The organism is Citrobacter sp. Cpo100, from assembly GCF_030332595.1.
Classification (GTDB): Bacteria; Pseudomonadota; Gammaproteobacteria; order Enterobacterales; family Enterobacteriaceae; genus Citrobacter; species Citrobacter portucalensis.
The window spans coordinates 215,770-241,501 of sequence record NZ_JAOWHM010000026.1; the positions used below are offsets into that span (position 1 = coordinate 215,770).

The window sequence follows — 25,732 nt, forward strand, 5'->3', positions numbered from 1 at the left end:
ATGTATTGTTCGGAGTAATTATGGTTAAGGACATACTGGCACCGGAGCTGCGGGTGGTGTTTTGCGGCATCAATCCGGGGCTTTCTTCCGCAGGTACAGGATTCCCCTTTGCGCACCCCGCTAATCGCTTCTGGAAGGTTATCCATCAGGCGGGATTTACCGATCGCCAGCTTAAACCTGAAGAGGCACTGCACCTGCTGGACTTCCGCTGCGGCGTGACTAAGTTTGTCGACAGACCAACGGTACAAGCCAATGAAGTGAAGCTACAAGAGATGCGTAGCGGCGGTCGTCTGCTTATTGAGAAAATAGAAGAGTATCAGCCAGCCGCACTCGCTATCCTTGGGAAGCAGGCATTTGAGCAGGGGCTTAGCCAGCGTGGGGCGCAGTGGGGAAAACAGACGCTGACCATTGGCGCGACGCAGATTTGGGTATTGCCGAATCCCAGCGGATTGAGCCGGATTACACTGGATAAGCTGGTGGAGGCGTATCGCGAGTTGGATGATGCGCTGGTCATGCGCGGGATGTAAAGAAAAACGCCACCTTGCGGTGGCGTTTGAACTTATACGGCGAGATTAATCGTCGAGGAAGCTACGCAGTACTTCAGAGCGGCTTGGGTGGCGCAGTTTACGCAGCGCCTTCGCTTCGATCTGACGGATACGTTCGCGGGTAACGTCGAACTGTTTACCTACTTCTTCCAGCGTGTGGTCGGTGTTCATATCGATACCGAAACGCATACGCAGAACTTTCGCTTCACGGGCAGTCAGGCCAGCCAGAACGTCGTGCGTTGCGGCACGCAGGCTCTCGGTGGTCGCAGAGTCCAGCGGCAGCTCGAGGGTGGTATCCTCGATGAAATCACCCAGATGCGAATCTTCATCGTCGCCGATCGGCGTTTCCATGGAGATAGGCTCTTTAGCGATCTTCAGCACTTTACGGATCTTGTCTTCCGGCATCAGCATGCGCTCAGCCAGTTCTTCTGGCGTCGGCTCGCGGCCCATCTCTTGCAGCATCTGACGGGAGATACGGTTGAGCTTGTTGATAGTCTCAATCATATGTACCGGGATACGGATGGTACGCGCCTGATCCGCGATCGAACGGGTGATCGCCTGACGGATCCACCAGGTTGCATAGGTGGAGAACTTGTAACCACGACGGTATTCAAACTTATCAACCGCTTTCATCAGACCGATGTTACCTTCCTGAATCAGATCCAGGAACTGCAGGCCACGGTTGGTGTATTTTTTAGCGATAGAGATAACCAGACGTAAGTTCGCTTCAACCATCTCTTTTTTCGCACGGCGTGCTTTCGCTTCACCGATGGACATGCGACGGTTGATATCTTTAACCTGCTCGATGGTCAGGCCGGTTTCTTCTTCAATCTGCTGCAGTTTCTGCAGGCCACGGTGAACGTCATCTGCCACGTCGTGCAGTTTTTCAGACCACGGTTTGTTCATCGCGATTGCCGCGTTGAACCAGGTTTCACTGGTTTCATTGCCAGTAAACAGGGTGATGAAGTTTTTCTTCGGCATTTTGCACTGCTCAACGCAGAGCTTCATGATCAGACGTTCCTGAGTACGCACGCGGTCCATCATGACGCGCATGCTGTTTACCAGGTAGTCGAACTGCTTCGGCACCAGGCGGAACTGTTTGAACACTTCGGACAGCTTCTGAATTTCTTCCTGCGCGGCAGCATGGCTGCGGCCTTTCGCTTTGATGGTGTCGCGAGTGATTTCGTACTGAGTACGCAGTTCACCGAATTTTTCACGCGCTAACTCAGGGTCGATGCTGTTGTCATCATCGCTGCTGTCGTCGTCGCCATCTTCTTCATCTTCATCTTCATCGTCATCCATCTCTTCCTGAGAGAGTTCAGAACCGACGTGGGTCGCCGTTGGCGCCATGTCTTCTTCCGCATTTGGATCGACAAAGCCAGTGATCAGATCGGAAAGACGTGCTTCTTCAGCTTCTACGCGATCGTACTGCTCAAGCAGGTAGGTGATAGCTTCCGGGTATTCGGCAACGGAGCATTGAACCTGGTTAATCCCGTCTTCGATGCGTTTAGCGATGTCGATTTCGCCTTCGCGGGTTAACAGTTCAACGGTACCCATTTCACGCATGTACATGCGGACCGGGTCAGTCGTACGACCGATTTCGGACTCAACGCTGGACAGAACCTGGGCAGCCGCTTCTTCCGCGTCTTCATCGGTGCTGTTGGAGGTTTCAGCAAGCAGCAGATCATCGGCATCAGGTGCTTCTTCCATCACCTGAATACCCATGTCATTGATCATTTGGATGATGTCTTCGATTTGATCTGAATCGACGATATCTTCCGGCAGATGGTCATTGACCTCGGCATAGGTCAGATAGCCTTGCTCCTTACCACGTTGGACAAGAAGCTTCAGCTGTGACTGCGGGTTTTGCTCCATAAGACGGTATCCACACTTAATTCGTTTGATTGGTGTTGGGCGGTAAAACCGCCAACGGCAAAACGAGGGCATACTTATATTTTGCCGCTGCCTCTCCGTGCGGCTGTCGGGGGCTTCCCGATCGATATTCGGCAGTTAAGCCGTTAAATACTTCATCTTTCACGTTGTCTCTGCGTTAGCTGTGTTCGTTACTCGGCTCATCCTGAGCTTCGCCCCTTACGGGGCCGCCGCAAGCAGCGTTCAAATCCGCTCCCGGCGGATTTGTCATCCTGGTCATGTACTTATGTACACTCCCAGGCGTTCGTTCACTTGCTGCCTTGATACAACGCGAATGATTTTGTCTTTGTTTGTCTTTCTCTTATTTCTTGGCCAGTTCCTGGTTCAGTGTCCAGAGTTCCCGGCGTTCTTCACTGCTTAAACCGTGTGTGCGCTCACGAGCTATCAACTCTTCCTGGCGCAGTTCAAGCATCGAATCAAACATATGGTTGAGTGAGTCGGTGAAGGTTTTTTCCGCGATATCTTTATCTGCTATATCGTCCCACATCGACAGTTTTTCAAGGGTCACAGCATCATTTGTGCCACGGTAGTGTTCTAAAAGTTGCCCGGTGGTCAGACCTGGCTGAGCCAGACAAGTGTTGACCAGTTCTCTGAATAAGCCAAGTCCAGGCAGCTTATTACTATCCAGTGCGCCTAACGGTGGAACCAGCGGGGCGAGGCCCGGGTTCTGTACCAGCAACCCTATAAGTATACGCATGGTCGTACGTTTTAGCTGTGGAACAGGGCGGGAAGCCCCATTTTCTGCCAGTTTAGGCATTAAACGTTCAAGCTGGCTGTCATCCAGAATGCCGAGCTTGTTCCCCAACTCCTGTCGCAAGTAAATGCGCAACGTTTCGCCTGGTACCTGAGTAATCAGAGGTAATGCCAGCGTACTGAGCTGTGCGCGTCCGTCCGGGGTACTCAAATCCACCTGCGGCAGCAGGCTGTTAAATAAAAACGCGGAGAGCGGCAGCGCCTGCTCCATCCGGGCTTCAAAGGCCTCTTTCCCTTCTTTACGCACCAGCGTATCGGGGTCTTCGCCGTCAGGTAAAAACATGAAGCGTAGCTGGCGTCCGTCTGTCATATAGGGCAGTGCGGTTTCCAGTGCGCGCCATGCTGCGTCGCGTCCGGCACGGTCGCCGTCGTAACAGCAAATTACGTTGTTCGTCGCGCGGAACAACAGTTGGATGTGATCGGCAGTAGTTGACGTCCCTAGGGATGCCACGGCGTAGTTAATGCCGTATTGCGCCAGCGCCACCACATCCATATAGCCTTCTACCACTAACAGGCGCTGTGGATCGGCGTTATCCTGCTGGGCTTCATAAAGGCCATACAGCTGGCGGCCTTTATGGAAAATATCGGTTTCCGGGGAGTTCAGATATTTCGGCAGGGCATCGCCCAGCACGCGTCCACCAAAACCAATGACTCGACCACGTTTGTCGCGAATGGGGAACATCACCCGTTCGCGGAAGCGATCGTAACTGCGTCCCTGATCGTTGGTGACCAACATCCCCGCATCGACCAGCGATTTGCGATTCTCAGCATTGCCGCCAAACCGTTTCAGGACGTTGTCCCAGCCGGGGGGCGCAAAACCAATAGCAAAACGGGTGATAACGTCGCTACTTAATCCTCGCTTTTCCAGGTACTGGCGCGCAGGGGTAGCGGCGGGCTGCATCAAAGACTGTTGATAAAAAGTGTTCAGGCCGTCCATCAATTGATAAAGGCTTTGCCGTTGATGGCGCTCTATCTGACTGGGGCCACTGCCTGCTTCATAGGGCACTTCAAGGTTGTGCATTGCGGCCAGTTCTTCGACGGTTTCCACAAACTCGAGCTTGTCGTAGTTCATGAGAAAGTCGACGGCGTTGCCATGCGCGCCACACCCAAAGCAGTGATAAAACTGTTTTTCACCGTTTACGGTGAAAGAGGGGGTTTTTTCGTTATGGAACGGACAGCACGCGTGATAATTTTTGCCCTGCTTTTTCAGCTTTACCCGCGCGTCGATGAGATCGACGATGTCGGTTCTTGCCAGCAGGTCATTGATAAAAACGCGAGGAATTCGTCCAGCCATAAGCCCCTGTTTTTTGATGACTCATATACACAAAATCATTCAGGATGCATCAAGGCGGCAAGGAAGCGAATCCTCAGGAGCGTACAGCAGTACGTGACTGGGGTGAGCGACTGCAGCCAACACTGAGGCAGCTTGAATGATGACGTGTATAAACGAAAATAAGCCGCGCATTCCTTCCGGAAGCACGGCCTTACAACTACAACTCAGTCTGAATTGAGAGCTTTGGCTCTCAATGGATTAGTACAGACGAGTACGGCGTGCGTTTTCGCGAGCCAGTTTCTTCGCGTGACGTTTCACAGCAGAAGCTTTAGCGCGCTTACGTTCGGTAGTCGGTTTTTCATAGAACTCACGACGACGAACTTCCGCCAGAACACCTGCTTTTTCGCATGAACGCTTGAAGCGACGCAGTGCTACGTCGAACGGCTCGTTTTCACGTACTTTAATTACCGGCATGTAACTCTCACCTTTAATAAATTCGGTTTGCCGCTGGCATCAACGCCAGCTTATTTCAAAATGGTGCGGAATTTTACTGCAATTGCTGCTGCTTTGTAAAGCACCGACGCGATTTTGAAAGGGACTTTTATAAGGACAAGGAGTATACACGAGCGAAACTCCTGGGGCGAACAAAGTTTTACATCAACCCGCATTGGTCCTACACTGCGCGGTAATAGAGCGAGGTAAAACAAGTCATGCGTGTACTGGGTATTGAAACATCCTGCGATGAAACCGGCATCGCCATTTACGACGATGAAAAAGGTCTTTTAGCCAACCAATTGTATAGTCAGGTGAAATTACATGCTGACTACGGCGGCGTAGTGCCTGAACTGGCCTCGCGCGATCACGTACGTAAAACCGTACCGTTGATCCAGGCCGCGCTGAAAGAAGCGGGACTGACGGCAAAAGAGATCGATGCGGTGGCGTATACCGCAGGTCCTGGTCTGGTTGGTGCGCTGCTGGTTGGCGCAACCGTAGGACGTTCGCTGGCGTTCGCCTGGGGCGTACCGGCAATTCCTGTGCACCACATGGAAGGGCATCTGCTGGCGCCAATGCTGGAAGATAATCCCCCTGCATTCCCGTTCGTCGCGCTGCTGGTTTCCGGCGGCCACACGCAGCTGATCAGCGTCACCGGTATCGGTCAGTATGAATTGCTGGGCGAATCGATTGATGATGCTGCCGGTGAAGCGTTCGACAAAACCGCCAAGCTGCTGGGATTGGATTATCCTGGTGGCCCAATGCTGTCAAAGCTGGCATCACAAGGCGTTGAAAAACGTTTTGTCTTCCCGCGTCCGATGACTGACCGTCCGGGGCTGGATTTCAGCTTCTCAGGTTTGAAAACCTTCGCTGCGAATACCATTCGTAATAACGAAAATGACGATCAGACCCGCGCTGATATCGCCCGAGCGTTTGAAGATGCGGTGGTTGATACGCTGATGATCAAGTGCAAACGCGCGCTGGATCAAACCGGTTTTAAACGTCTGGTGATGGCGGGAGGCGTGAGTGCGAACCGTACGCTGCGCGCAAAGCTGGCTGAGATGATGCAAAAACGTCGTGGCGAAGTGTTTTACGCGCGTCCGGAATTTTGTACCGATAACGGGGCGATGATCGCCTACGCGGGCATGGTGCGCTTTAAAGCGGGTGCAACGGCGGATCTTGGCGTGACCGTGCGTCCACGCTGGCCGCTGGCGGAATTACCGGCAGCATAAGCTCACAATATCGTAGGCCCGGTAAGCGTAGCGCCACCGGGCAATACGCTACATCCGCAACATTCCTTTCTCTTCCAGAAACGCGATAATTTTTTCCAGGCCTTCTCCAGATTTTAAATTACTAAACGTCCATGGACGCTCGCCGCGCATGCGCAAGGTATCGCGCTCCATCACCTCCAGCGATGCGCCGACGTAAGGGGCAAGATCGGTTTTATTGATCACCAGAAAATCGGATTTGGTGATCCCCGGACCGCCTTTACGCGGGATCTTCTCGCCTTCGGCAACATCGATCACATAGATCGTCAGATCCGCGAGTTCCGGGCTGAAGGTGGCGCTCAGGTTATCGCCGCCGCTTTCCACAAAAATCAGATCCAGATTGCCGAATTTCTCGCTCAGCGCTTCTACGGCGGCCAGATTCATCGACGCATCTTCGCGGATGGCGGTATGTGGGCAGCCACCGGTTTCCACGCCGACGATCCTCTCTGGCTCCAGTGCGCCCGCCTCGGTGAGAATGCGCTGATCTTCTTTGGTGTAGATATCATTGGTCACTACCGCCAATTGATAGCTGCTGCGCATGGCTTTGCATAACGCTTCCAGCAGCGCCGTTTTGCCCGAGCCAACCGGGCCACCAACGCCCACACGCAAGGGATGTTTGTAGTTACTCATTTTTTCTCCTCAGGAGCGGAATAATCGGGAATATTGGGTTTCATGCCGGGCAGAGGCGATAGCGGCCAATGGCGTTGCGGAGCCGAGGCTGATGTCAGGCGTCGCCAGCGCCTGTGCCAGGCCCTGCGCATAGCGATCGCAGAGCGCAATAATCAAACGCTGGGCCGCCTGTTGTCCAAAAGGAACCAGCTTGACGCCAGCCATGACAGCGCTCTCAATCCAGCTGTAGCCGAGGCTTAACGCCAGCTCCGTCAGCGGAATTTTCCAGCGCACGCCCAGCCAGGCCATGCCGCAGAGTTGGCTGTCGACAAAGAGGGTGCGCCATTCTCGCGAGCAATCCGACTCCCAGTCGGTGACCAGCCGCGTAAACGCCGCACCCCGACTGCGTTCTTCATCCCGCAGTTCGCGGGTTTCGCGACAGGCCAGCAGGTAAGCGCTCCAGCGGCGTGCTGCGTCGAGATCGTCCTGCTCGCAGGCGCGATACAGTCTCGCCAGCAGCGGTAGGTCAACGGTAAAAAAGTTCTGCTCCATCTGCTGGATTTGCCAGGCAGAGAAGTCATCGACGCTTTTCACCCAGCCGATTTCCACCGCCCACTCCAGACCCTGGGACCAGGTAAATGACCCTACCGGGAGCGCGCTGCTGGCGAGCTGCATCAGACGTAGCTGTTGGCTGTTATGCATCAGTGCGCATGGCCGTGGTGATGCCCGTGTGATTCACTGGCATAAGCGCCTGCTTCAGGTTCAAACGGCAACTGGGCGAACGTCACCTCAAGGTTGAACTGGCGCAGCATGTCGTCCAGCACATGATCGTGGTGGTAGCGCAGTTCGTCCGGCAGGATTTGCAGTGGAACGTGACGATTGCCGAGGTGATAACAGGCTTTGGCGAGCAGGAAAGGATCGGCGCAGCGCACCACGGAAACCGACTCCGGTGCGGCGATCACTTCGATCACTTCGCTGCCATCTTCGGTACTTAGCAGATCGCCACCGCGCAGCAGCAAACCACGCGGTAGCATTAGCCCGGCTTCGCGACCGTCGTTCAGTGCTACTCTGGCGCGACTTTTTACCCGGACATCAATGGGCAGCGTGACGCTTGCAGTAACGCGGTGAGCGTGGTCAAGGCGTTGGGTCAGATAGATCATCGTCACTCCTCAAAACAGAAAATAGCGTTGCGCCATCGGCAAAATATCTGCCGGTTCGCTGGTGATAAGTTCGCCATCAATACGCACCTCGTAAGTCTGAGCATCGACGGTGATATTGGGTTGCAGGCCGTTGTGGATCATGTCGACCTTTTTCACCGTCCGACAGCCTTTGACGACGGCGATAGCGCTTTGCAGATTGAGCTGCTGCGGGATGTTTTGCGCGTCAGCGGCCTGCGAAATAAAGGTCAGCCGGGTGTGGTGTCGCGCCGCGCCAAGCGCGCCGAACATCATGCGGTAATGCACCGGCTGCGGGGTGGGGATCGAGGCGTTGATATCGCCCATTGGCGCGCAGGCAATCATCCCGCCCTTGACGATCGTCGCCGGTTTTACGCCAAAAAAGGCGGGCGACCACAGCACCAGATCGGCCAGTTTGCCTGGCTCAACGGAACCGACTTCATGGGCGATACCGTGGGTTAATGCCGGGTTGATGGTGTATTTGGCGACGTAGCGTTTAACGCGCAGGTTGTCGTTGTCACTGGTTTCTTCTGCCAACGGGCCACGCTGAACCTTCATGCGGTGCGCCACCTGCCAGGTACGCAGGATCACTTCGCCCACGCGCCCCATCGCCTGTGAGTCGGACGAGGTCAGGGAAAACGCGCCAATGTCATGCAGAACATCTTCTGCTGCGATTGTTTCCCGGCGAATGCGGGATTCGGCAAAGGCCACGTCTTCGGCGATATCCGGATCGAGGTGGTGGCAAACCATCAGCATGTCGAGATGCTCGTCGATAGTGTTGACGGTATAGGGCAGCGTCGGGTTAGTGGAGGAGGGCAGAATATTCGGATGCGCGCAGGCGGTGATGATATCCGGCGCATGGCCGCCGCCCGCGCCTTCAGTGTGAAAAGTATGAATGGTGCGATCGCCAATCGCCGCCAGCGTATCTTCAACGAAACCGGACTCGTTGAGCGTATCGCTATGCAGCGCGACCTGGATGTCCATCTCGTCGGCTACGGTCAGCGCGCAGTCGATAGCGGCAGGCGTGGCGCCCCAGTCTTCATGGATTTTCAGGCCAATTGCGCCCGCGCTGATTTGCTCGCGTAGGGCGTCTGGATTTGAGCCATTGCCTTTGCCCAGCAAACCAATGTTAACCGGCAACGCATCTGCCGCCTGCAGCATGCGCGCGATATACCACGGGCCCGGTGTGCAGGTGGTGGCGTGAGTGCCTGCGGCCGGACCGGTGCCGCCGCCGATCATCGTCGTCACGCCGGAAACCAGCGCCTCCTGCGCCTGCTGTGGGCAGATCCAGTGAATATGCGTATCCACGCCGCCCGCGGTGACGATCTTACCTTCTCCAGCGATGACTTCAGTTCCTACGCCTATCGGGATCGTGACGTTGGGTTGAATATCGGGATTACCTGCTTTGCCGATGGCGAAGATCCTGCCGTTTTTGATGCCGATATCCGCTTTCACGATCCCCCAGTGATCGACGATCAGCGCGTTGGTTATCACCAGATCCACGCATGCATCGGCGCGCATTTGTCCCTGGCCCATGCCGTCGCGGATCACTTTTCCGCCGCCGAATTTGACCTCTTCGCCGTAGGTGGTGAAGTCTTGTTCCACCTCGATCCACAGGTCGGTATCCGCCAGGCGCACTTTATCGCCGGTGGTTGGGCCAAACATGTCGGCGTACGCCTGCCGGGAAATGTCACTCATTATCTGCCTCCAGTGCGCCCATCACTTCGCTGCGAAAACCCACGATCCTTTGTGCACCAGCAACGCGCACCAGTTCGACTTCGCGTTTTTGTCCCGGCTCAAAACGCACCGCTGTGCCCGCAGCAATGTTCAGACGAAAACCGCGTGCAGCCAGCCTGTCAAAGCGCAGCGCCGGGTTCACTTCGTAAAAGTGATAGTGCGATCCCACCTGGATGGGTCTGTCGCCATGATTTTCCACCACGATCGTGCAGATCTCCCGCCCTTGATTAAGCGCAATATTGCCTTTTGCGATCTGATATTCACCTGGGATCATTGCTGCTCCTTAGACGATCGGATTGTGGACGGTGACCAGCTTCGATCCGTCCGGAAATGTGGCTTCAACCTGAATATCCGGGATCATCTCCGGTACGCCTTCCATCACCTGATCTCGGCGCAGGACGTGACGCCCGTCTTCCATCAGCGCGGCCACGGTTTGCCCGTCGCGCGCCCCTTCCATGATGAAAGCGCTAATCAGCGCCACCGATTCCGGGTAGTTCAGCTTCAGCCCGCGGGCCAGGCGACGTTCCGCCACCAGCGCGGCGGTAAATAGCAACAGCTTGTCTTTTTCTCTGGGAGTCAGTTCCATTAGGGTTCTCTTAGGTTTGCCAGATTCGCGGGAGTACGGGCGCTTTGTGTGTCAGCAGCGGGCGCAGAAATTGCCAGATGTCGCGCATAACGCGCTGGACAACCAGGTTGTCGCTAGCAAGAAAACGGATTGTCAGCAGCGAATCGTTAAGCGTTGCCCCGGCGTAATCGCCAAGCGCCGTAAGCCGCTCCCGCGTGCCCTCGAGCATATGTTCGCTGGCCGGATAACACAGCAACGTGCCGACCCAGGGATGATGTGCGACGCCGCTCAGATTCCCCTCCTGCAACTGCAAGCGTTCTATCAGCAGTGGCTGCCCATCTCGCCATACTTCCTGGCGGTTTTGCAGCGTGCCGTAACTGAAGGTCTCCTGCATAACCGGTCGGCCAAGACACAGCAGATCCCAGGCCAGCAGGCGGCTTGCGGATGTCAGATGAAAGACGGTCTGAATAGCGGCGTTGGCGCCGGGAAAGATAATCGTATCCTGCGGCAGCCACTCCAGCGTCGCGTGAGGAGTGAGGGTAAAATGCTGGCGCAGTAATGCCTGCGGTCCACGGCTGCGGTAAAACTTTCCCGCGCCAGGCTGGGTGATTAACGCGTGGCTGTTTTCGTCGAGCGTTACGGCGATATGGAGCTCATCCCCGCCGACGATCCCCGCCGGTGGATGAAGCAAATAGAGATGGCAAACGTCCTCTTCCGGGTAAAACGGGCGTTGAACCGTCAATGGACCATGATGACGCGCCGAGGCGAGCACCGTTTTGTGCCCGGTGCAGGTAAAATGCAGATCCAGTTCGGCCTGCCAGCCCCGTGTGAGTGTCTCGTGCGCAACCGTGTCCAGAGCGTTTCCCCTATCAGCATGAGGGTGTTTGCATACAAAAAAGTATGCCTCAGCGCGTCGGGAAATCGATCATATGAGAAGCTTATGGATAAAGGGGCGACAATACGCCGCCCCACCAGGGTTTTACAGTAAAACGAGGGGCATCCAGACCAGACCGGTAATCACCAGTAGCACGAGGAAAATCAGGCCAAAAATAGCACCGAGTCGCCAGTAATCCACCGTTGGTAAATAGCCGCTGCCGTAGTAGATAGGGCTAGGGCCGGTGGCGTACGGGGTTAGAATGCTGCCCAGACCAATGGCGGCGCCGACCATCAGGCAGAAGACCGGTAGCGGGATTTCCGGCATTGCCAGCGCGGCGGCAATCATCATCGGTGCGAGGGCGGAGGTATAGGCTGTGGCGCTGGCAAAGAAGTAACGCAGCAGATAGAACACCACGATCAGCGCTACCATCACCATCATCGGCGAATAGCCACTCAGCCCGTTTGCCAGCAGCTTGCCGAACCAGGTAATAAAACCGGTGTTATTGAGCCCGGTGGCCAGCGTGATCAGCGAGGCCAGCCAGAAAAAGACGTTCCATGCGGCTTTATTGCTGACGATGTCATCCCAGCTAATGATGCGCAGTACCAGCATCAACGCCACCACGCTGTATCCAACCATCGCGGCGTCAATATAATCGCCGCCGAAGATCCACAGCACCAGCGCGCCGACCATCAGCACCAGCATCTTTTTCTCGCGAGCGCAGAGCGGTCCCATCGCTTTTAGTTCAGTATCCGCCCAGCGTGGAACCTGATCGCCGGATTTCAGCTCCGGCGGATATAACACGTACGCCAGCCACGGCACGATCAGCACCAGTAAAATGCTCAGCGGCAGCATGCCTAAGAACCAGTCACCCCAGCTCAGCGCGGTGTGGGATGCGCCTTTCATCAGACCGATCAACAGCAGGTTCGGCGCCATTGCCGTTAAGAAAATGGCGCTGGTAACGCAGTCAGCGACAATGCCCATCCACATGATGTACGAGCCAATAGAGCGTGAACTGGCGCTATTGGGCTGTGAGTTATACAGCGGCGGCAGGTTGCGGATAATCGGGTAGATTATTCCGGCCCCACGGGCGGAGTTGGAAGGTGTGACGGGAGCGAGGATAAGTTCGGAGAACATCACCGCATAGCCGAGAAACAGCGTCCTATGCCCCATCTTTTTCACCAGCATCAGCGCGATTCGCCGACCGAGTCCGGTTTTCTCATAGCCAGTACCAAACATAAAGGCCGCGAAGATCAGCCAGATGACCGAGTTTGAAAAGCCAGATACCGCCCACGACAGCGATTTGGCGGTAAATTTAAAACCGTCCTGCGCGAGTTGCTCCGGGCTGAACAGCAGCCACGGTGAAAGGACGGCGATGATCGAAATGCCAATCATCGCCACTACCGCGCCCGGTACAGGTTCCAGAATAAGCCCGACAATCACACCGGTAAAGACGGCAAAATAGAGCCAGGTGTGGCTCTCAAGACCGGTGGGGACGGGTAGAACAGCAATAATGGCGATGACCACCAGCGGAGCCAGGTATCGCCACCAACCAGCTAAAGGTGCCATTGTTGTATCCCTACGAAAGGGGAGAGGCGTAGCGCCTCTCCGGGAGGGTTATTTGATGTAATGCACGTGCTCGCAGATTTCATCGACGATAGGGTCGCGACGTTCAGCGAACAGCTTTTTGTTTTCAGCGATCAGGTTATTGCCGTGGGTATCGATGGAAACGATCAGCGGGCCGAACTCTTTTACCCGACACACCCACAGGGACTCCGGCATGCCGAGTTCCGTCCAGTGCACCTCTTCGATCTCCTCAACCTGGGTTGCCGCCACGACTGCGCAGCCTGCCGGGAAGATGACGTGCAGCGCTTTAAACTGCTTGCAGCCTTCTTCCGTCAGCGGTCCCATGCCGCCCTTGCCGACCACCAGTTTGACGCCAGTCTGTTCGATAAAGTCTTTCTCAAACGCTTCCATACGCATGCTGGTGGTTGGGCCGACAGAAACCATTTCCCATTTTTCACCGTTCTTACGTACGATCGGGCCCGCGTGGAAAATGGCTTTGCCGTTCAGGTCATAAGGAATCGGGCGCTTCAGTTCGATCAGGCGGCGGTGGCAAACGTCACGGCAGGTCACCAGCGTACCGGTCAGGTAAATGACATCGCCAACGCGAATGTCTGCCAGATCTTCGGCTTTGATCGGGGTTGTGAGGATCTTTTTCATAACGCGCTCCGGGTGTGAGACAGGTTTTCGAAGGAGAGGTCAGCATGAACCAATAGCGTGCCGCGACGGTGGGCCCAGCAGCCGGTAGAGACGGCAACGCCGATAGTCGACGGGTGGCGCGCGGCGGATTCGATATGCACGCCCATCACCGAGCTATTACCGGTCAATCCTTGCGGACCAATGCCCAGACGGTTAAGTCCTTCTTCCAGACGCAGTTCCAGTTCGGCCGCTTTCGGATTCGGATGACGTGAGCCGATAGGGCGCAGCACCGCTTTACGAGAAAGAACGGCTGCGGTTTCTACGGAGGTGGCAATACCTACGCCCACCAGCACTGGCGGACAGGCGTTGACTGCCAGCGTGGAGATATTTTCAAAAACAAATTTCACCACGCCTTCGTAGCCCTCAGAAGGCATTAACACTTTCGAGCGTCCCGGTAGCGTACAGCCGCCGCCTGCCATGTAGACTTCGATTTCCGCGTCATCGTTATCGGGGATGATGTCCCAGGTGACCCACGGCACACCGGTACCTGTATTTTTGCCGGTATTCACTTCGTCAAAAATCTCGACCGCGTTATGGCGCAGCGGCGCTTTTACCGTGGCGTCTTCAACGGCCTGCTTCAGAATGCTTTGCAGTTCGCCGAGGAGCGGAAAACGGGAACCGACCTTCACGAAGAACATAATCTCGCCGGTGTCCTGACAGGCTGGGCGGTTCAGGTCGATAGCTTTCTGCATGTTGTCAAACATGGTGTGGTAGATGATTTTACCCATCGGCGAGGTTTCGCCTTCACGCAGCTGTTTTAATTTATCCACGACGTCATCGGGCATGCGGGTAGAAATCATGGCGGTAAAATCAGCGACAATGTTCGTCAGCGTATTTATCGCATTTTGGTTATTTTGATTGCTCATCTTGTTAACTCCAGTTCTTTTATTTATCTGGAAATAAATTCTCCGCCACAAACTACCACTAAAAATGTGGGTTAATATTATTTGCCACTGTGAATATCTAATTAACAGTTCGTGAATGATGTCCGGATAAGGCAATAAAAATTGCGCAAAGGCAGGGTTTAAGACGCATGAGAGAATTACACTGTGGTGAACAACATTACGGATAGACCGATCATGCTGAACACGTATCCCCTGGCGAAAGACCTGCAGGTGTTGGTTGAAATTGTGCATAGTGGTAGCTTCAGCGCCGCCGCCGCGACGCTGGGGCAAACGCCGGCGTTTGTGACGAAACGCATTCAGATCCTAGAGTCCGCGCTGGGGACGACGCTGCTAAGCCGCTCTGCGCGTGGTGTAGCGCTCACGGAGAGTGGTCAACGTTGCTATGAACATGCGCAGGCGATCCTCGCGGGCTATCAGCATCTGGTCGATGACGTCACGCAACTCAAAACGCGCCCGGCAGGGATGATTCGTATCGGCTGTAGTTTTGGCTTTGGGCGCAGTTATATTGCACCGGCAATTACCGAATTGATGCATAGCTACCCTGAATTACAGGTGCATTTTGAGCTTTACGATCGGCAAATTGATTTGGCACAGGATAATATCGATTTAGATATTCGTATTAATGACGAGATACCGGATTATTATATTGCGCATTTGTTAACGAAAAACAAAAGAATATTGTGTGCGGCCCCACCGTATTTACAAAAATACGGTGAACCGATGACGTTACAGGAATTAAGTCGTCATGATTGTCTGGTCACCAAAGAACGCGATATGACTCACGGGGTGTGGGAACTGGACAATGGTCAGGAGAAAAAGTCGGTCAAGGTGGCGGGACATCTTTCCTCTAACAGCGGTGAGATTGTGTTGCAGTGGGCGCTACAGGGAAAAGGGATCATGCTGCGTTCTGAATGGGATGTGCAGCCGTTTCTGGCCAGCGGTGAACTGGTGCGTGTGCTGCCGGACTATGCGCAGAGCGCTAATATCTGGGCGGTTTATCAGGAGCCGCTGTATCGCAGCGTGAAGCTGCGCGTGTGCGTGGAATTTCTGGCGACGTGGTGTCAGAACCGATTAGGCAAACCGGTGGAGGGGTATCACATCCCCCACGCCGGATAAGACGCCTTTGCGTCGCTATCCGACAATAAATTCACTCGGGGTCTCGTTCGCGTTTTTTCTTCAGTTTGGTCCAGATCTTCGGCTCCTGACGACGCCACAGACGCTGAATGTTGTCATGGTGACGTAGCAGAATTAAGCACGACAGCATGGACACCGGAAAAGTGAACTGGGGATTGAACCACCAGACGTAAAAAGGGGCGATCAACGCGCTGACGATAGCGCCCAACGACGAATAGCCGCTGAGTAAGACAGTCAGCAGCCAGGTTCCCGCCATTACACCCGTTAAGTCCCAACCAATTGGCGCAATCGCGCCAAAGGCGGTAGCAACGCCTTTCCCACCTTTAAAGCCGAAGAATACCGGCCAGATGTGTCCCAGACAGGCAGCGATTGCGATCAATCCCAGCCAGAAGGGGCTGACGCCTAGCGCATAGGCACCCCAGACGGGTAACATACCTTTCAGGACGTCGAAAATCAGTACCGCGACGGCGGCTCCCTTGCCACCGATGCGCAGCACGTTTGTCGCGCCCGGATTCCCAGAGCCGCTGTCGCGCGGGTCCGGCAATCCAGCAAGGCGGCATACCAGAATAGCACTGGAAATTGAGCCACAGAGGTACGCGAAGATAATCATTCCAGGCGCGATTGCACTCATAAGCTGTTCCGTTTTGAAAATGTCGTGTAAAACGCTACTTCTGTGGATAATACGCATATTTCGCCGGAAGTGGTATCCGGGTTAGCCAAAAAGCAGGCAGGTCGTGATGGATATTGTATTTATAGAGCAACTTTCTGTAATCACCACTATTGGTGTTTACGACTGGGAACAAACGATCGAACAACGGTTGGTGTTCGATATCGAAATGGCATGGGATAACCGCAAATCGGCTAAAAGCGATGATGTGGCTGATTGCCTGAGCTATGCTGATATTGCTCAAACGGTTGTTAATCATGTGGAAGGTGGGCGCTTTGCGCTGGTAGAACGGGTTGCGGAAGAGGTGGCAGATCTCCTGCTTAGCCGCTTTAATTCTCCCTGGGTACGGATCAAACTCAGTAAACCTGGCGCGGTAGCCCGTGCGGCGAACGTCGGGGTTATCATTGAGCGTGGCAATAATCTGAAAGAAAATAATTAATTTAATAATTTCTAAAACAAACGGGTATAAAAGGGTCCTTTCGTCGGCTCTTTTTTGCCGTGGTTTCTCTATCTAGGGGTTTATTAATGAGTGATATGCACTCGCTGCTGGTGGCGGCAATTTTGGGTGTGGTCGAAGGATTGACGGAATTTTTACCCGTTTCCAGTACTGGCCATATGATTATTGTTGGCCACCTGTTGGGTTTTGAGGGTGACACTGCAAAAACATTCGAAGTGGTTATCCAGTTAGGTTCTATCCTGGCCGTTGTGGTGATGTTCTGGCGACGTCTGTTTGGCCTGATCGGCATTCACTTCGGCAAGGCTCCGCATGAAGGCACTGGCAAAGGTCGACTGACGCTGGGACATATCCTGTTGGGGATGATTCCAGCCGTGGTACTGGGGCTAATCTTCCACGACACCATCAAATCGCTGTTTAACCCGATCAACGTGATGTATGCGCTGGTGGTGGGGGGGGTACTGCTGATTGCCGCAGAATGCCTGAAGCCGAAGGAGCCGCGTGCGCCGGGGCTGGATGATATGACCTATCGCCAGGCGTTTATGATTGGCTGTTTCCAGTGTCTGGCGCTGTGGCCGGGTTTTTCTCGCTCCGGGGCGACGATTTCTGGCGGCATGCTGGTGGGTGTGAGTCGTTACGCGGCCTCTGAATTCTCCTTCCTGCTGGCCGTACCGATGATGATGGGCGCGACGGCGCTGGATCTCTACAAGAGCTGGTCTTTCCTCAGCGCATCAGATATCCCGATGTTTGCAGTCGGATTTGTGACGGCGTTTATCGTGGCGCTGGTGGCGATCAAAACCTTCCTGCAACTGATTAAACGCATCTCGTTCATTCCGTTTGCGATTTACCGCTTTATTGTGGCGGCTGCCGTTTACGTCGTGTTCTTCTGATGTCTTACCGTGGTGCCGGATGGCGGCGTTCTGCCTTATCCGGCCTACGGGTTATATCCGTTTCGAACCTGTAGATCGGATAAGTACAGCGCATCCGGCAACGCAGTGTCTACGCTTTCGGGCAACGCTGCTCCTTCCAACTGGCTACCGCCGCGATGCGACGTCGGGTCAGTTCTTCACGAATTGCCTGACCTTTGAATCCAGCTTCAACCACGTCTTTCGTTGGCACCGCCTGCGCAACCTGCCAGGCTTCGCGCAACAGTCTGCCTTGCGGATAATCTGCCGCTTCAAAACCGGTTCGCCCACGCACATCAGCCTCGCTGGTGAGGGCGATTTGCTCCACGCGCTGCGGTTTGCGCCAGGCATCGATGGAATCAAACAGCTTAACGATAGTTTTCGGCTGCAGGATCGGGAAGGTATGAATGAGGTCGTGGAACTCGGAAACCAGTTTGGCTAAATCACGGATGTCATTCGGCACGCGCAGGCGCTGGCACAGTTGTTCGACAAGCTTAACACCTGCCGGACCGTGGCCATGATGGCGCGGCCACAGCGCTTTAGGCGTCAATGCCTTGCCAAGATCGTGGCACAGCGTAGCAAAACGCACGTCGACTTCCGGACTTAACATGGCTGCCATCGACAGCGTCATCAGCGTGTGAATGCCGGTGTCGATTTCCGGATGCCACTGTGCGGGGGCTGGAACGCCAAACAAAGCATCCACTTCCGGAAACAGGACGCGCAGTGCGTCGCAGTCGCGCAGGACCTGGAAAAATACCTGTGGGTTACGGGTGGTTAATGCGCCTTCGGTTTCTTTCCACACCCGCTCTGGTGTCAGATGCTCCAGTTCACCAGCGGTGGTCATGTCACGCATCAGCGTCATGGTTTCGTCAGCAATACGAAAACCGAGGTGCGCATAGCGGGCAGCAAAGCGCGCCACGCGCAGCACGCGCAGCGGATCTTCGCTAAAGGCAGATGAAACATGGCGCAGCAGACGGTTTTCCAGATCGTCGCGTCCGTTATACGGGTCGATAATCTCCCCGTCGTCATCGCGGGCGATTGCGTTGATGGTCAGGTCACGACGCTGAAGATCGGCCTCCAGCGTGACATCTGCGGCGGCATAGCAGGTGAACCCGGTATACCCCGAGCCTGACTTACGTTCGGTACGCGCCAGCGCATACTCTTCGCGGGTTTGCGGATGCAGAAACACGGGAAAATCGCGGCCTACCTGCTGGTAGCCCGCGTCGAGCATCTCTTGCGGCGTGGCGCCAACAACAACCCAATCTTTATCTTTAATCGGTAGCCCTAATAACGCATCCCGAACAGCACCACCGACCAGATAAATCTTCACGCCACTTTCCTTTTGAAAACTATGATCCCTTAATCATATGTCAGTGTGGCGGAGAAGGCGATTCAGTTCATCCAGCGATCTTTGCGTTTACGGCTTGGGATCATGTGTGGCAGAACCAGGCCGAGCAGCAGACCAAGACCCAACACGCCGCCACCGTACATAAACCACTGCATGATGATGGTGCGCTGTTTGTCATCAAGCTGAAGGTTGGCTGCGCTGACCTTCTTTTGCGCCACGATAAGCTCGTTTTTCAGCTTCTGGTTTTCTTGTTTCAGCCCGTCGATCACGCTGTCGCTTTGCGCTACCTTTTGCTGCATATCAGCGGTGCGCTGATTCCACGTGGTATCGATATTATTGAGCTTATCGGTCAAGGTCTTAACCTGGTTTTCCAGGTCGGGAACGCGGGTACGCAGGCTCGGCGTACTGTTCAGCTCTTTCAGTGGGATCCAGGCGGTACGTCCGGTGCTGTCTTTCACCTGGCCGTAGTTAGTGTTGGCATCGGTCTGTAATAGCGTGACTTCCTCGCCGGCGTTAACCGTACCCACGAGGCGATAATTATCTCCCGGACCGCTGCGGACCCAGGTGTTCAGTTCGTCAGAGACATAGCGCTTTTCTTCGGCATGAGAGACTGCAGTGGCGCTAAGTGCGAGTAAAGTTAATCCAATCAGGCGTAATTTTGGCATCAGGCTGTCGTTATTGTCATAGAAAGTGGAACGATAGTAGTGGCATCAGTGTCTCTACGCAAAGCATTCGACATCAATCGGAATCATCTGTGTCCTTTTTGCCACCACTCGAAACTTTTACGCCCGTCAAATTGCTCGTTGCATGGCAATTTGGCGCAAAATACTATCTACTGACCATAAAGAACGAACTTAGTTCGCAGTCAGTTTTCTCAACTGTGACATAACCCATAAGTACAAGACCATGGCCCAGGAAATCGAATTAAAATTTATCGTCAATAATGACGCTGTAGATGCGCTACGTGAACGTCTGAATACGCTGGGGGGAGAACATCATGCGCCCAGCCAGTTGCTGAATATCTACTACGAAACACCGGATGCGTGGTTGCGTGGTCACGATATGGGGCTGCGTATTCGCGGTGAAAATGGTCATTACGAAATGACCATGAAAATTGCCGGACGCGTGACGGGCGGACTGCACCAGCGGCCAGAATATAACGTTGCGCTAAACGCGCCTGAGCTGGACCTCACCTTGTTCCCAACGGAAGTCTGGCCTGATGGCGAGCTGCCCGCTGAACTTGCTTCTCAAGTGCAGCCGTTGTTCAGCACCGATTTTTACCGTGAGAAATGGTTGGTTGATGTTGATGGCAGCCGGATTGAAATGGCCCTCGATCTGGGGGAGGTGAAAGCGGGCGAGTTTGCAGAACCTATCTGTGAGCTTGAACTTGAACTGCTAAGCGGCGATACCCGTGCGGTACTGAAGCTGGCAAACCAGCTGGTTTCGCAAACCGGTTTACGCCAGGGTAGCTTGAGCAAAGCAGCGCGCGGTTATCACCTTGCTCAGGGGAATGCGCCGCGCGAACTCAAACCGACACGCATTTTGAAAGTTCCGGCGAAAGCGAGTATTGAGCAGGGGCTGGAAGCGGCGCTGGAGCTGGCATTATCACAGTGGCAGTACCATGAAGAGCTGTGGGTGCGCGGCGTTAAAGGGGCGAAAGCCGAGGTGCTGGCGGCTATGGGCCTGGTGCGTCACATTCTGATGCTGTTTGGCGGTAATGTGCCGCGAAAAGCGAGCGCTCACTTACGTGATTTGTTGACCCAGTCGGAAGCGATCATTTCGTCGGACGTTTCTGCTGTATCGGCGGTTTACAGCACGCAAACGGCAATGGCCAAGCTGGCGCTGACCGAATGGCTGGTGACCAAAGGATGGCAGCCGTTCCTTGATGCGAAGGCGCAGGGAAAAATTGCCGACTCCTTTAAGCGTTTCTCGGATACCCATCTTTCACGCCATGCCGCTGAGCTGAAAACCGCTTTTGCGCAGCCGCTGGGCGATCAGTACGCCGATCAGCTTCCACGTTTGACGCGCAACATTGATAGCATGCTGATGCTGGCGGGATACTACGATGAAAATGTCGCATCAGAATGGATCGCCAACTGGCAGGGTTTGCGCCACGCCATTGCGGCCAACCAATATATTGAAATTGAACACTTCCGTAACGAGGCAATTGCACTGGAACCGTTCTGGCTGCACAGCGGAAAACGATAATCAGGGCCGAGGCCGGGATGCCTGATGGCGCTGCGCTTATCAGGCCTACGCGATGTGTGTAACTGTCATGTAGGCCGGATAAGGCGAAAAGACGCATCCGGCACCATTCAAAGGATAACCCGTAAATGAAGCAGCTCTCTTCACCGTTACAGCAGTACTGGCCGACCGTTGTTGAGCGGCTGCCAGCAGCAATATCTGAGTCCTCGCTTAGCGTTCAGGCGAAGTCAGTACTTACATTCAGCGATTTTGTCCGTGACAGCATTATTGCCCATCCCGAATGGCTGGCTGAGCTGGAAAGCGCTCCACCCCTAGCAGATGAATGGCAACACTATGCCGACTGGTTACAGCAAACATTGGCTGACGTTAGTGATGAAAACACGCTGATGCGTGAGTTACGCCTGTTTCGCCGACGTATCATGGTGCGTATCGCCTGGGCACAGACGCTGTCGCTGGTGACTGAAGAGAGTATTTTGCAGCAGCTAAGCCATCTGGCTGAAACGTTGATCGTCGCCGCGCGCGACTGGTTATACGCTGCCTGCTGTCGCGAATGGGGTACGCCCTGTAATCCTGAAGGTGTGGCGCAGCCGCTGCTGATTTTAGGCATGGGGAAACTGGGCGGCGGCGAGCTGAATTTTTCCTCCGATATCGACCTGATTTTTGCCTGGCCAGAGCACGGCAGCACACAGGGCGGGCGCCGCGAGCTGGATAACGCCCAGTTCTTTACCCGTATGGGCCAGCGGCTCATCAAGGTATTAGATCAGCCCACAATGGATGGGTTTGTCTATCGGGTGGATATGCGTTTACGCCCGTTTGGAGACAGCGGTCCGTTGGTACTGAGCTTCTCTGCGCTGGAGGATTATTACCAGGAGCAAGGGCGCGACTGGGAACGCTATGCGATGGTCAAAGCCCGCATTATGGGCGATGCCGACGGCACTTACGTCAGCGAGCTTCGTGCCATGCTGCGGCCTTTTGTTTTCCGTCGCTATATTGATTTCAGCGTGATCCAGTCGCTGCGTAACATGAAAGGGATGATTGCCCGAGAAGTGCGCCGCCGTGGCCTGAAAGACAACATCAAGCTGGGGGCGGGCGGTATTCGTGAAATCGAATTTATCGTACAGGTATTCCAGCTGATTCGCGGTGGGCGTGAACCATCGCTGCAATCCCGCTCGCTGTTACCGACGCTGAGTGCCATCAATGCGCTGCACCTGCTGTCTGATACCGATACGGAACAACTGCGAGCAGCCTATCTCTACTTACGCCGCCTGGAAAACCTGCTGCAAAGCATCAATGATGAACAGACCCAAACGCTGCCAGGCGATGAACTGAATCGCGCGCGGCTGGCGTGGGGGATGAACGTTGATGACTGGCAGCAATTAACTGATGTGCTGGCCAATCATATGGACAACGTACGCCGGGTATTTAACGAGCTGATTGGCGATGACGAAGCTGAAACCCAGGAAGAGTCGCTTTCAGAACAGTGGCGCGAACTGTGGCAGGACGCCTTACAGGAAGATGACACCACGCCGGTGCTGACGCATCTGGCGGATGACGATCGCCGACGCGTGCTGTCTCTGATTGCTGATTTCCGCAAAGAGCTGGATAAACGCACCATTGGCCCACGCGGACGCCAGGTGCTGGATCATTTAATGCCGCATCTGCTGAGCGATGTCTGTACGCGTGACGACGCCTCAGTCCCGCTATCGCGCATTACCCCTCTGCTGGTGGGGATTGTTACCCGTACGACCTATCTGGAACTGCTGAGCGAATTCCCCGGGGCGCTGAAGCATCTGATTTCGCTCTGTGCGGCCTCGCCGATGGTCGCCAGCCAGCTGGCGCGGTATCCGCTGTTGCTCGATGAACTGCTGGATCCGAACACCCTGTATCAACCCACCGCGACGGACGCCTACCGTGATGAGCTGCGCCAGTATTTGCTGCGCGTGCCGGAAGATGACGAAGAGCAGCAACTTGAGGCTCTGCGCCAGTTTAAGCAAACGCAGCTACTGCGTATTGCTGCGGCTGATATCGCCGGTACGCTGCCGGTGATGAAGGTGAGCGATCATTTAACCTGGCTGGCGGAAGCTATTATTGATGCGGTAGTCCAGCAGGCGTGGACGCAGATGGTCGCGCGCTACGGTCAACCCACTCATCTTAGCGAACGCGAGGGGCGTGGTTTTGCCGTCGTCGGCTATGGCAAACTGGGCGGTTGGGAGTTGGGTTACAGCTCGGATCTCGATTTGATCTTCCTGCATGACTGTCCGATGGACGTGATGACGGACGGTGAGCGTGAGATTGACGGGCGACAGTTCTATCTGCGTCTGGCGCAGCGCATTATGCACCTCTTCAGTACCCGTACTTCGTCCGGTATTTTGTACGAAGTGGATGCGCGTTTGCGTCCGTCAGGGGCGGCGGGGATGCTGGTGACATCAGCTGATGCTTTCGCCGATTATCAGCGTAACGAAGCCTGGACATGGGAGCATCAGGCGCTGGTGCGTGCTCGCGTAGTGTACGGCGACCCGCAGTTAACCTCTCAGTTTGATGCGATTCGTCGCGATATCATGACCCTCGTCCGCGATGGGAAAACCTTGCAGACCGAGGTGCGCGAAATGCGTGAGAAAATGCGTGCCCATTTGGGCAATAAGCATCGCGATCGTTTTGATATCAAAGCGGATGAAGGCGGCATCACAGACATTGAGTTTATTACGCAGTATCTGGTGCTGCGCTATGCGCATGAAAAACCGAAGCTGACGCGCTGGTCGGATAACGTGCGCATTCTGGAATTACTGGCGCAAAACGACATTATGGACGAGCAGGAAGCGCTGGCGCTTACCCGTGCTTATACGACGTTGCGTGATGAACTTCATCATCTTGCGTTGCAGGAACTTCCGGGCCATGTGGCGCTGGAGCACTTTGACGCTGAACGTACGCTGGTGCGTGACAGCTGGCAGAAGTGGCTGGTTGCCGAGTGAAGTGTGCTATTATCGCGCGCAAATTTTAAGACCCTCAGAGAATCTCTCAGGAGACAGGAATGAAAGTAACGCTGCCAGAGTTTGAACGTGCAGGAGTCATGGTTGTCGGTGATGTGATGCTGGATCGCTACTGGTACGGTCCTACCAGCCGTATTTCACCTGAAGCGCCGGTTCCGGTGGTGAAGGTCGATACCATCGAAGAACGTCCCGGTGGCGCAGCAAACGTGGCGATGAACATTGCCTCTCTGGGAGCGAATTCGCGTCTGGTGGGCCTGACCGGTATTGACGACGCGGCGCGTGCGCTGAGCAAAACGCTGGCGGATGTGAACGTAAAATGCGATTTCGTTTCCGTGCCGACCCATCCGACGATCACCAAACTGCGCGTGCTTTCCCGCAACCAGCAGCTGATTCGCCTGGATTTCGAAGAAGGTTTTGAAGGCGTGGATCCGCAGCCTCTGCACGAGCGTATTAATCAGGCGCTGGGTTCTATCGGCGCTCTGGTGCTCTCCGACTACGCCAAAGGTGCATTGGCAAGCGTGCAGCAGATGATTGCTCTGGCGCGTAAGGCTGGGGTGCCGGTGCTTATCGATCCGAAAGGAACCGATTTTGAACGCTACCGTGGCGCAACGCTGCTGACGCCGAACCTGTCTGAGTTTGAAGCGGTGGCGGGCAAGTGCAAAAGCGAAGATGAACTGGTTGAACGCGGCATGAAAGTGATTGCTGATTTCGACCTTTCCGCACTGCTGATCACGCGCTCCGAACAGGGGATGACGCTGCTGCAGCCGGGAAAATCGCCGCTGCATATGCCGACCCAGGCGCAGGAAGTGTATGACGTGACCGGTGCGGGCGATACCGTTATCGGCGTGCTGGCGGCGACGCTGGCGGCGGGTAACTCACTGGAAGAGGCGTGCTATTTTGCTAACGCCGCAGCCGGTGTTGTCGTCGGTAAGCTGGGGACCTCTACCGTTTCTCCGATTGAACTGGAAAACGCCGTGCGCGGTCGGGCCGATACTGGCTTTGGCGTGATGAGCGAATCTGAGCTGAAACAGGCCGTTGCCAGCGCCCGCAAGCGCGGCGAGAAAGTGGTAATGACCAACGGCGTGTTCGACATCCTGCATGCGGGCCACGTTTCCTATCTGGCGAATGCGCGCAAGCTGGGCGATCGCCTGATCGTGGCGGTAAACAGCGATGCTTCGACCAAACGTCTGAAAGGCGAAACGCGTCCAGTCAACCCGCTGGAACAGCGTATGATCGTGCTGGGCGCGCTGGAATCCGTCGACTGGGTGGTCTCTTTTGAAGAAGATACGCCGCAGCGTCTGATTGCTGGCATTCTGCCGGATCTGCTGGTCAAAGGCGGCGACTATAAGCCGGAGCAGATTGCGGGTAGTGAAGAGGTGTGGGCGAACGGCGGTGAAGTGCTGGTGCTGAACTTCGAAGATGGCTGCTCCACGACAAATATCATTAAGAAGATCCAGAAAGACAGCGATAAATAACACCTGAAAAGTTTGCCGGATGGCGGTGTGAACACCTTATCCGGCCTACGTGACGTAACGTTTGTAGGCCGGATAAGACGCTTTCGCGTCGCCATCCGGCTTTTTTTCGCTTTATTCTTCAGCCGCAGTGCCTCTTTCCCTGATATACCCGCCATATTTCATGCCCT

24 protein-coding genes are annotated in these 25,732 nt (G+C 54.9%); 8 read left to right on the forward strand and 16 right to left on the reverse strand.

From position 1 onward, the window contains the following. The first annotated feature begins 20 nt into the window (after positions 1–20). Positions 21–527 carry a G/U mismatch-specific DNA glycosylase gene (gene mug, locus OGX96_RS04510; protein ID WP_198801753.1) on the forward strand — a complete coding sequence of 169 codons (507 nt, stop codon included), beginning with the start codon at positions 21–23 and terminating at the stop codon, positions 525–527. 45 nt (positions 528–572) lie between these two features. Here the strand turns inward: mug and rpoD are convergent, their stop codons facing one another. The 3 genes from rpoD to rpsU all read right to left on the reverse strand — a co-directional run bounded on the left by rpoD (position 573) and on the right by rpsU (position 4,977). Beyond that, positions 573–2,420, reverse strand: a complete 1,848-nt coding sequence (gene rpoD, locus OGX96_RS04515) for an RNA polymerase sigma factor RpoD (RefSeq protein ID WP_003024699.1) — start codon at positions 2,418–2,420, stop codon at positions 573–575. A 358-nt stretch (positions 2,421–2,778) separates the two neighbouring features. Further along, the gene (dnaG, locus tag OGX96_RS04520; RefSeq protein ID WP_267439065.1) at positions 2,779–4,524 is read right to left on the reverse strand and encodes a DNA primase; all 1,746 of its coding nucleotides are present in this window, start codon (positions 4,522–4,524) and stop codon (positions 2,779–2,781) included. 237 nt (positions 4,525–4,761) lie between these two features. Continuing rightward, positions 4,762–4,977, reverse strand: a complete 216-nt coding sequence (gene rpsU, locus OGX96_RS04525; RefSeq protein ID WP_001144069.1) for a 30S ribosomal protein S21 — start codon at positions 4,975–4,977, stop codon at positions 4,762–4,764. Between the two features lie 236 nt (positions 4,978–5,213). Here rpsU and tsaD point away from each other — a divergent pair, with 236 nt between their 5' ends. Further along, positions 5,214–6,227, forward strand: coding sequence for a tRNA (adenosine(37)-N6)-threonylcarbamoyltransferase complex transferase subunit TsaD (tsaD, locus tag OGX96_RS04530; protein WP_003024694.1), 1,014 nt, complete (start codon positions 5,214–5,216; stop codon positions 6,225–6,227). A 48-nt stretch (positions 6,228–6,275) separates the two neighbouring features. Here the strand turns inward: tsaD and ureG are convergent, their stop codons facing one another. The 10 genes from ureG to ttdA form a co-directional block, all read right to left on the reverse strand. Further along, positions 6,276–6,893, reverse strand: coding sequence for an urease accessory protein UreG (gene ureG / locus OGX96_RS04535; RefSeq protein ID WP_003828463.1), 618 nt, complete (start codon positions 6,891–6,893; stop codon positions 6,276–6,278). Between the two features lie 9 nt (positions 6,894–6,902). Beyond that, the gene (locus OGX96_RS04540) at positions 6,903–7,574 is read right to left on the reverse strand and encodes an urease accessory protein UreF (protein WP_286582315.1); all 672 of its coding nucleotides are present in this window, start codon (positions 7,572–7,574) and stop codon (positions 6,903–6,905) included. Next, positions 7,574–8,032, reverse strand: a complete 459-nt coding sequence (gene ureE, locus OGX96_RS04545) for an urease accessory protein UreE (RefSeq protein WP_020996339.1) — start codon at positions 8,030–8,032, stop codon at positions 7,574–7,576. Before ureE ends, OGX96_RS04540 begins: the two co-directional genes overlap by 1 nt. Before the next feature lie 9 nt (positions 8,033–8,041). Further along, on the reverse strand, positions 8,042–9,745 hold the full coding sequence (gene ureC, locus OGX96_RS04550; protein WP_100271890.1) for an urease subunit alpha: 1,704 nt from the start codon (positions 9,743–9,745) through the stop codon (positions 8,042–8,044). Then, entirely contained in the window at positions 9,738–10,058 is a 321-nt protein-coding gene (locus OGX96_RS04555; protein WP_003828455.1) for an urease subunit beta, read from the reverse strand. The genes ureC and OGX96_RS04555 overlap by 8 nt, the downstream gene beginning before the upstream one ends. A 9-nt stretch (positions 10,059–10,067) precedes the next feature. After that, positions 10,068–10,370 (reverse strand): urease subunit gamma, encoded by a 303-nt coding sequence (locus OGX96_RS04560; RefSeq protein ID WP_003024678.1) that lies wholly within the window; start codon positions 10,368–10,370, stop codon positions 10,068–10,070. 10 nt (positions 10,371–10,380) lie between these two features. Beyond that, a complete protein-coding gene (locus OGX96_RS04565) occupies positions 10,381–11,205 on the reverse strand; it encodes an urease accessory protein UreD (protein ID WP_286582355.1) in 825 nt (274 codons plus the stop codon). A gap of 123 nt (positions 11,206–11,328) precedes the next feature. Beyond that, positions 11,329–12,792 carry an anion permease gene (locus OGX96_RS04570; protein ID WP_008785842.1) on the reverse strand — a complete coding sequence of 488 codons (1,464 nt, stop codon included), beginning with the start codon at positions 12,790–12,792 and terminating at the stop codon, positions 11,329–11,331. Between the two features lie 48 nt (positions 12,793–12,840). Further along, positions 12,841–13,446 carry a L(+)-tartrate dehydratase subunit beta gene (gene ttdB, locus OGX96_RS04575; RefSeq protein ID WP_003828447.1) on the reverse strand — a complete coding sequence of 202 codons (606 nt, stop codon included), beginning with the start codon at positions 13,444–13,446 and terminating at the stop codon, positions 12,841–12,843. Continuing rightward, entirely contained in the window at positions 13,443–14,351 is a 909-nt protein-coding gene (gene ttdA, locus OGX96_RS04580) for a L(+)-tartrate dehydratase subunit alpha (protein ID WP_003828445.1), read from the reverse strand. The genes ttdB and ttdA overlap by 4 nt, the downstream gene beginning before the upstream one ends. 213 nt (positions 14,352–14,564) lie before the next feature. On the opposite strand from ttdA, the gene ttdR reads away from it, so the two are divergent. Beyond that, positions 14,565–15,506 (forward strand): L-tartrate utilization transcriptional activator TtdR, encoded by a 942-nt coding sequence (gene ttdR / locus OGX96_RS04585; protein WP_048236787.1) that lies wholly within the window; start codon positions 14,565–14,567, stop codon positions 15,504–15,506. A gap of 31 nt (positions 15,507–15,537) precedes the next feature. Here the strand turns inward: ttdR and plsY are convergent, their stop codons facing one another. Next, positions 15,538–16,155, reverse strand: a complete 618-nt coding sequence (plsY, locus tag OGX96_RS04590; RefSeq protein WP_003828443.1) for a glycerol-3-phosphate 1-O-acyltransferase PlsY — start codon at positions 16,153–16,155, stop codon at positions 15,538–15,540. A gap of 106 nt (positions 16,156–16,261) precedes the next feature. On the opposite strand from plsY, the gene folB reads away from it, so the two are divergent. Further along, the gene (folB, locus tag OGX96_RS04595; RefSeq protein WP_003024659.1) at positions 16,262–16,630 is read left to right on the forward strand and encodes a bifunctional dihydroneopterin aldolase/7,8-dihydroneopterin epimerase; all 369 of its coding nucleotides are present in this window, start codon (positions 16,262–16,264) and stop codon (positions 16,628–16,630) included. A gap of 86 nt (positions 16,631–16,716) precedes the next feature. After that, positions 16,717–17,535 (forward strand): undecaprenyl-diphosphate phosphatase, encoded by an 819-nt coding sequence (gene bacA, locus OGX96_RS04600; protein WP_198801758.1) that lies wholly within the window; start codon positions 16,717–16,719, stop codon positions 17,533–17,535. A 109-nt stretch (positions 17,536–17,644) separates the two neighbouring features. Here bacA and OGX96_RS04605 read toward each other — a convergent pair whose 3' ends face one another. Both OGX96_RS04605 and OGX96_RS04610 read right to left on the reverse strand, forming a co-directional pair. Continuing rightward, positions 17,645–18,880 (reverse strand): multifunctional CCA addition/repair protein, encoded by a 1,236-nt coding sequence (locus tag OGX96_RS04605; protein ID WP_048215522.1) that lies wholly within the window; start codon positions 18,878–18,880, stop codon positions 17,645–17,647. A 62-nt stretch (positions 18,881–18,942) separates the two neighbouring features. Beyond that, a complete protein-coding gene (locus tag OGX96_RS04610) occupies positions 18,943–19,563 on the reverse strand; it encodes a TIGR04211 family SH3 domain-containing protein (RefSeq protein WP_003828434.1) in 621 nt (206 codons plus the stop codon). Positions 19,564–19,804: 241 nt separating this feature from the next. Between OGX96_RS04610 and OGX96_RS04615 the strand changes: the two genes are divergently transcribed. From OGX96_RS04615 to hldE, 3 genes are all read left to right on the forward strand, one after another. Beyond that, positions 19,805–21,106 (forward strand): CYTH domain-containing protein, encoded by a 1,302-nt coding sequence (locus tag OGX96_RS04615; RefSeq protein WP_048236782.1) that lies wholly within the window; start codon positions 19,805–19,807, stop codon positions 21,104–21,106. A 125-nt stretch (positions 21,107–21,231) separates the two neighbouring features. After that, positions 21,232–24,072 carry a bifunctional [glutamate--ammonia ligase]-adenylyl-L-tyrosine phosphorylase/[glutamate--ammonia-ligase] adenylyltransferase gene (gene glnE, locus OGX96_RS04620; RefSeq protein ID WP_191226764.1) on the forward strand — a complete coding sequence of 947 codons (2,841 nt, stop codon included), beginning with the start codon at positions 21,232–21,234 and terminating at the stop codon, positions 24,070–24,072. Positions 24,073–24,131: 59 nt separating this feature from the next. After that, positions 24,132–25,565, forward strand: a complete 1,434-nt coding sequence (gene hldE / locus OGX96_RS04625) for a bifunctional D-glycero-beta-D-manno-heptose-7-phosphate kinase/D-glycero-beta-D-manno-heptose 1-phosphate adenylyltransferase HldE (RefSeq protein ID WP_048215525.1) — start codon at positions 24,132–24,134, stop codon at positions 25,563–25,565. Positions 25,566–25,732 lie beyond the last annotated feature (167 nt).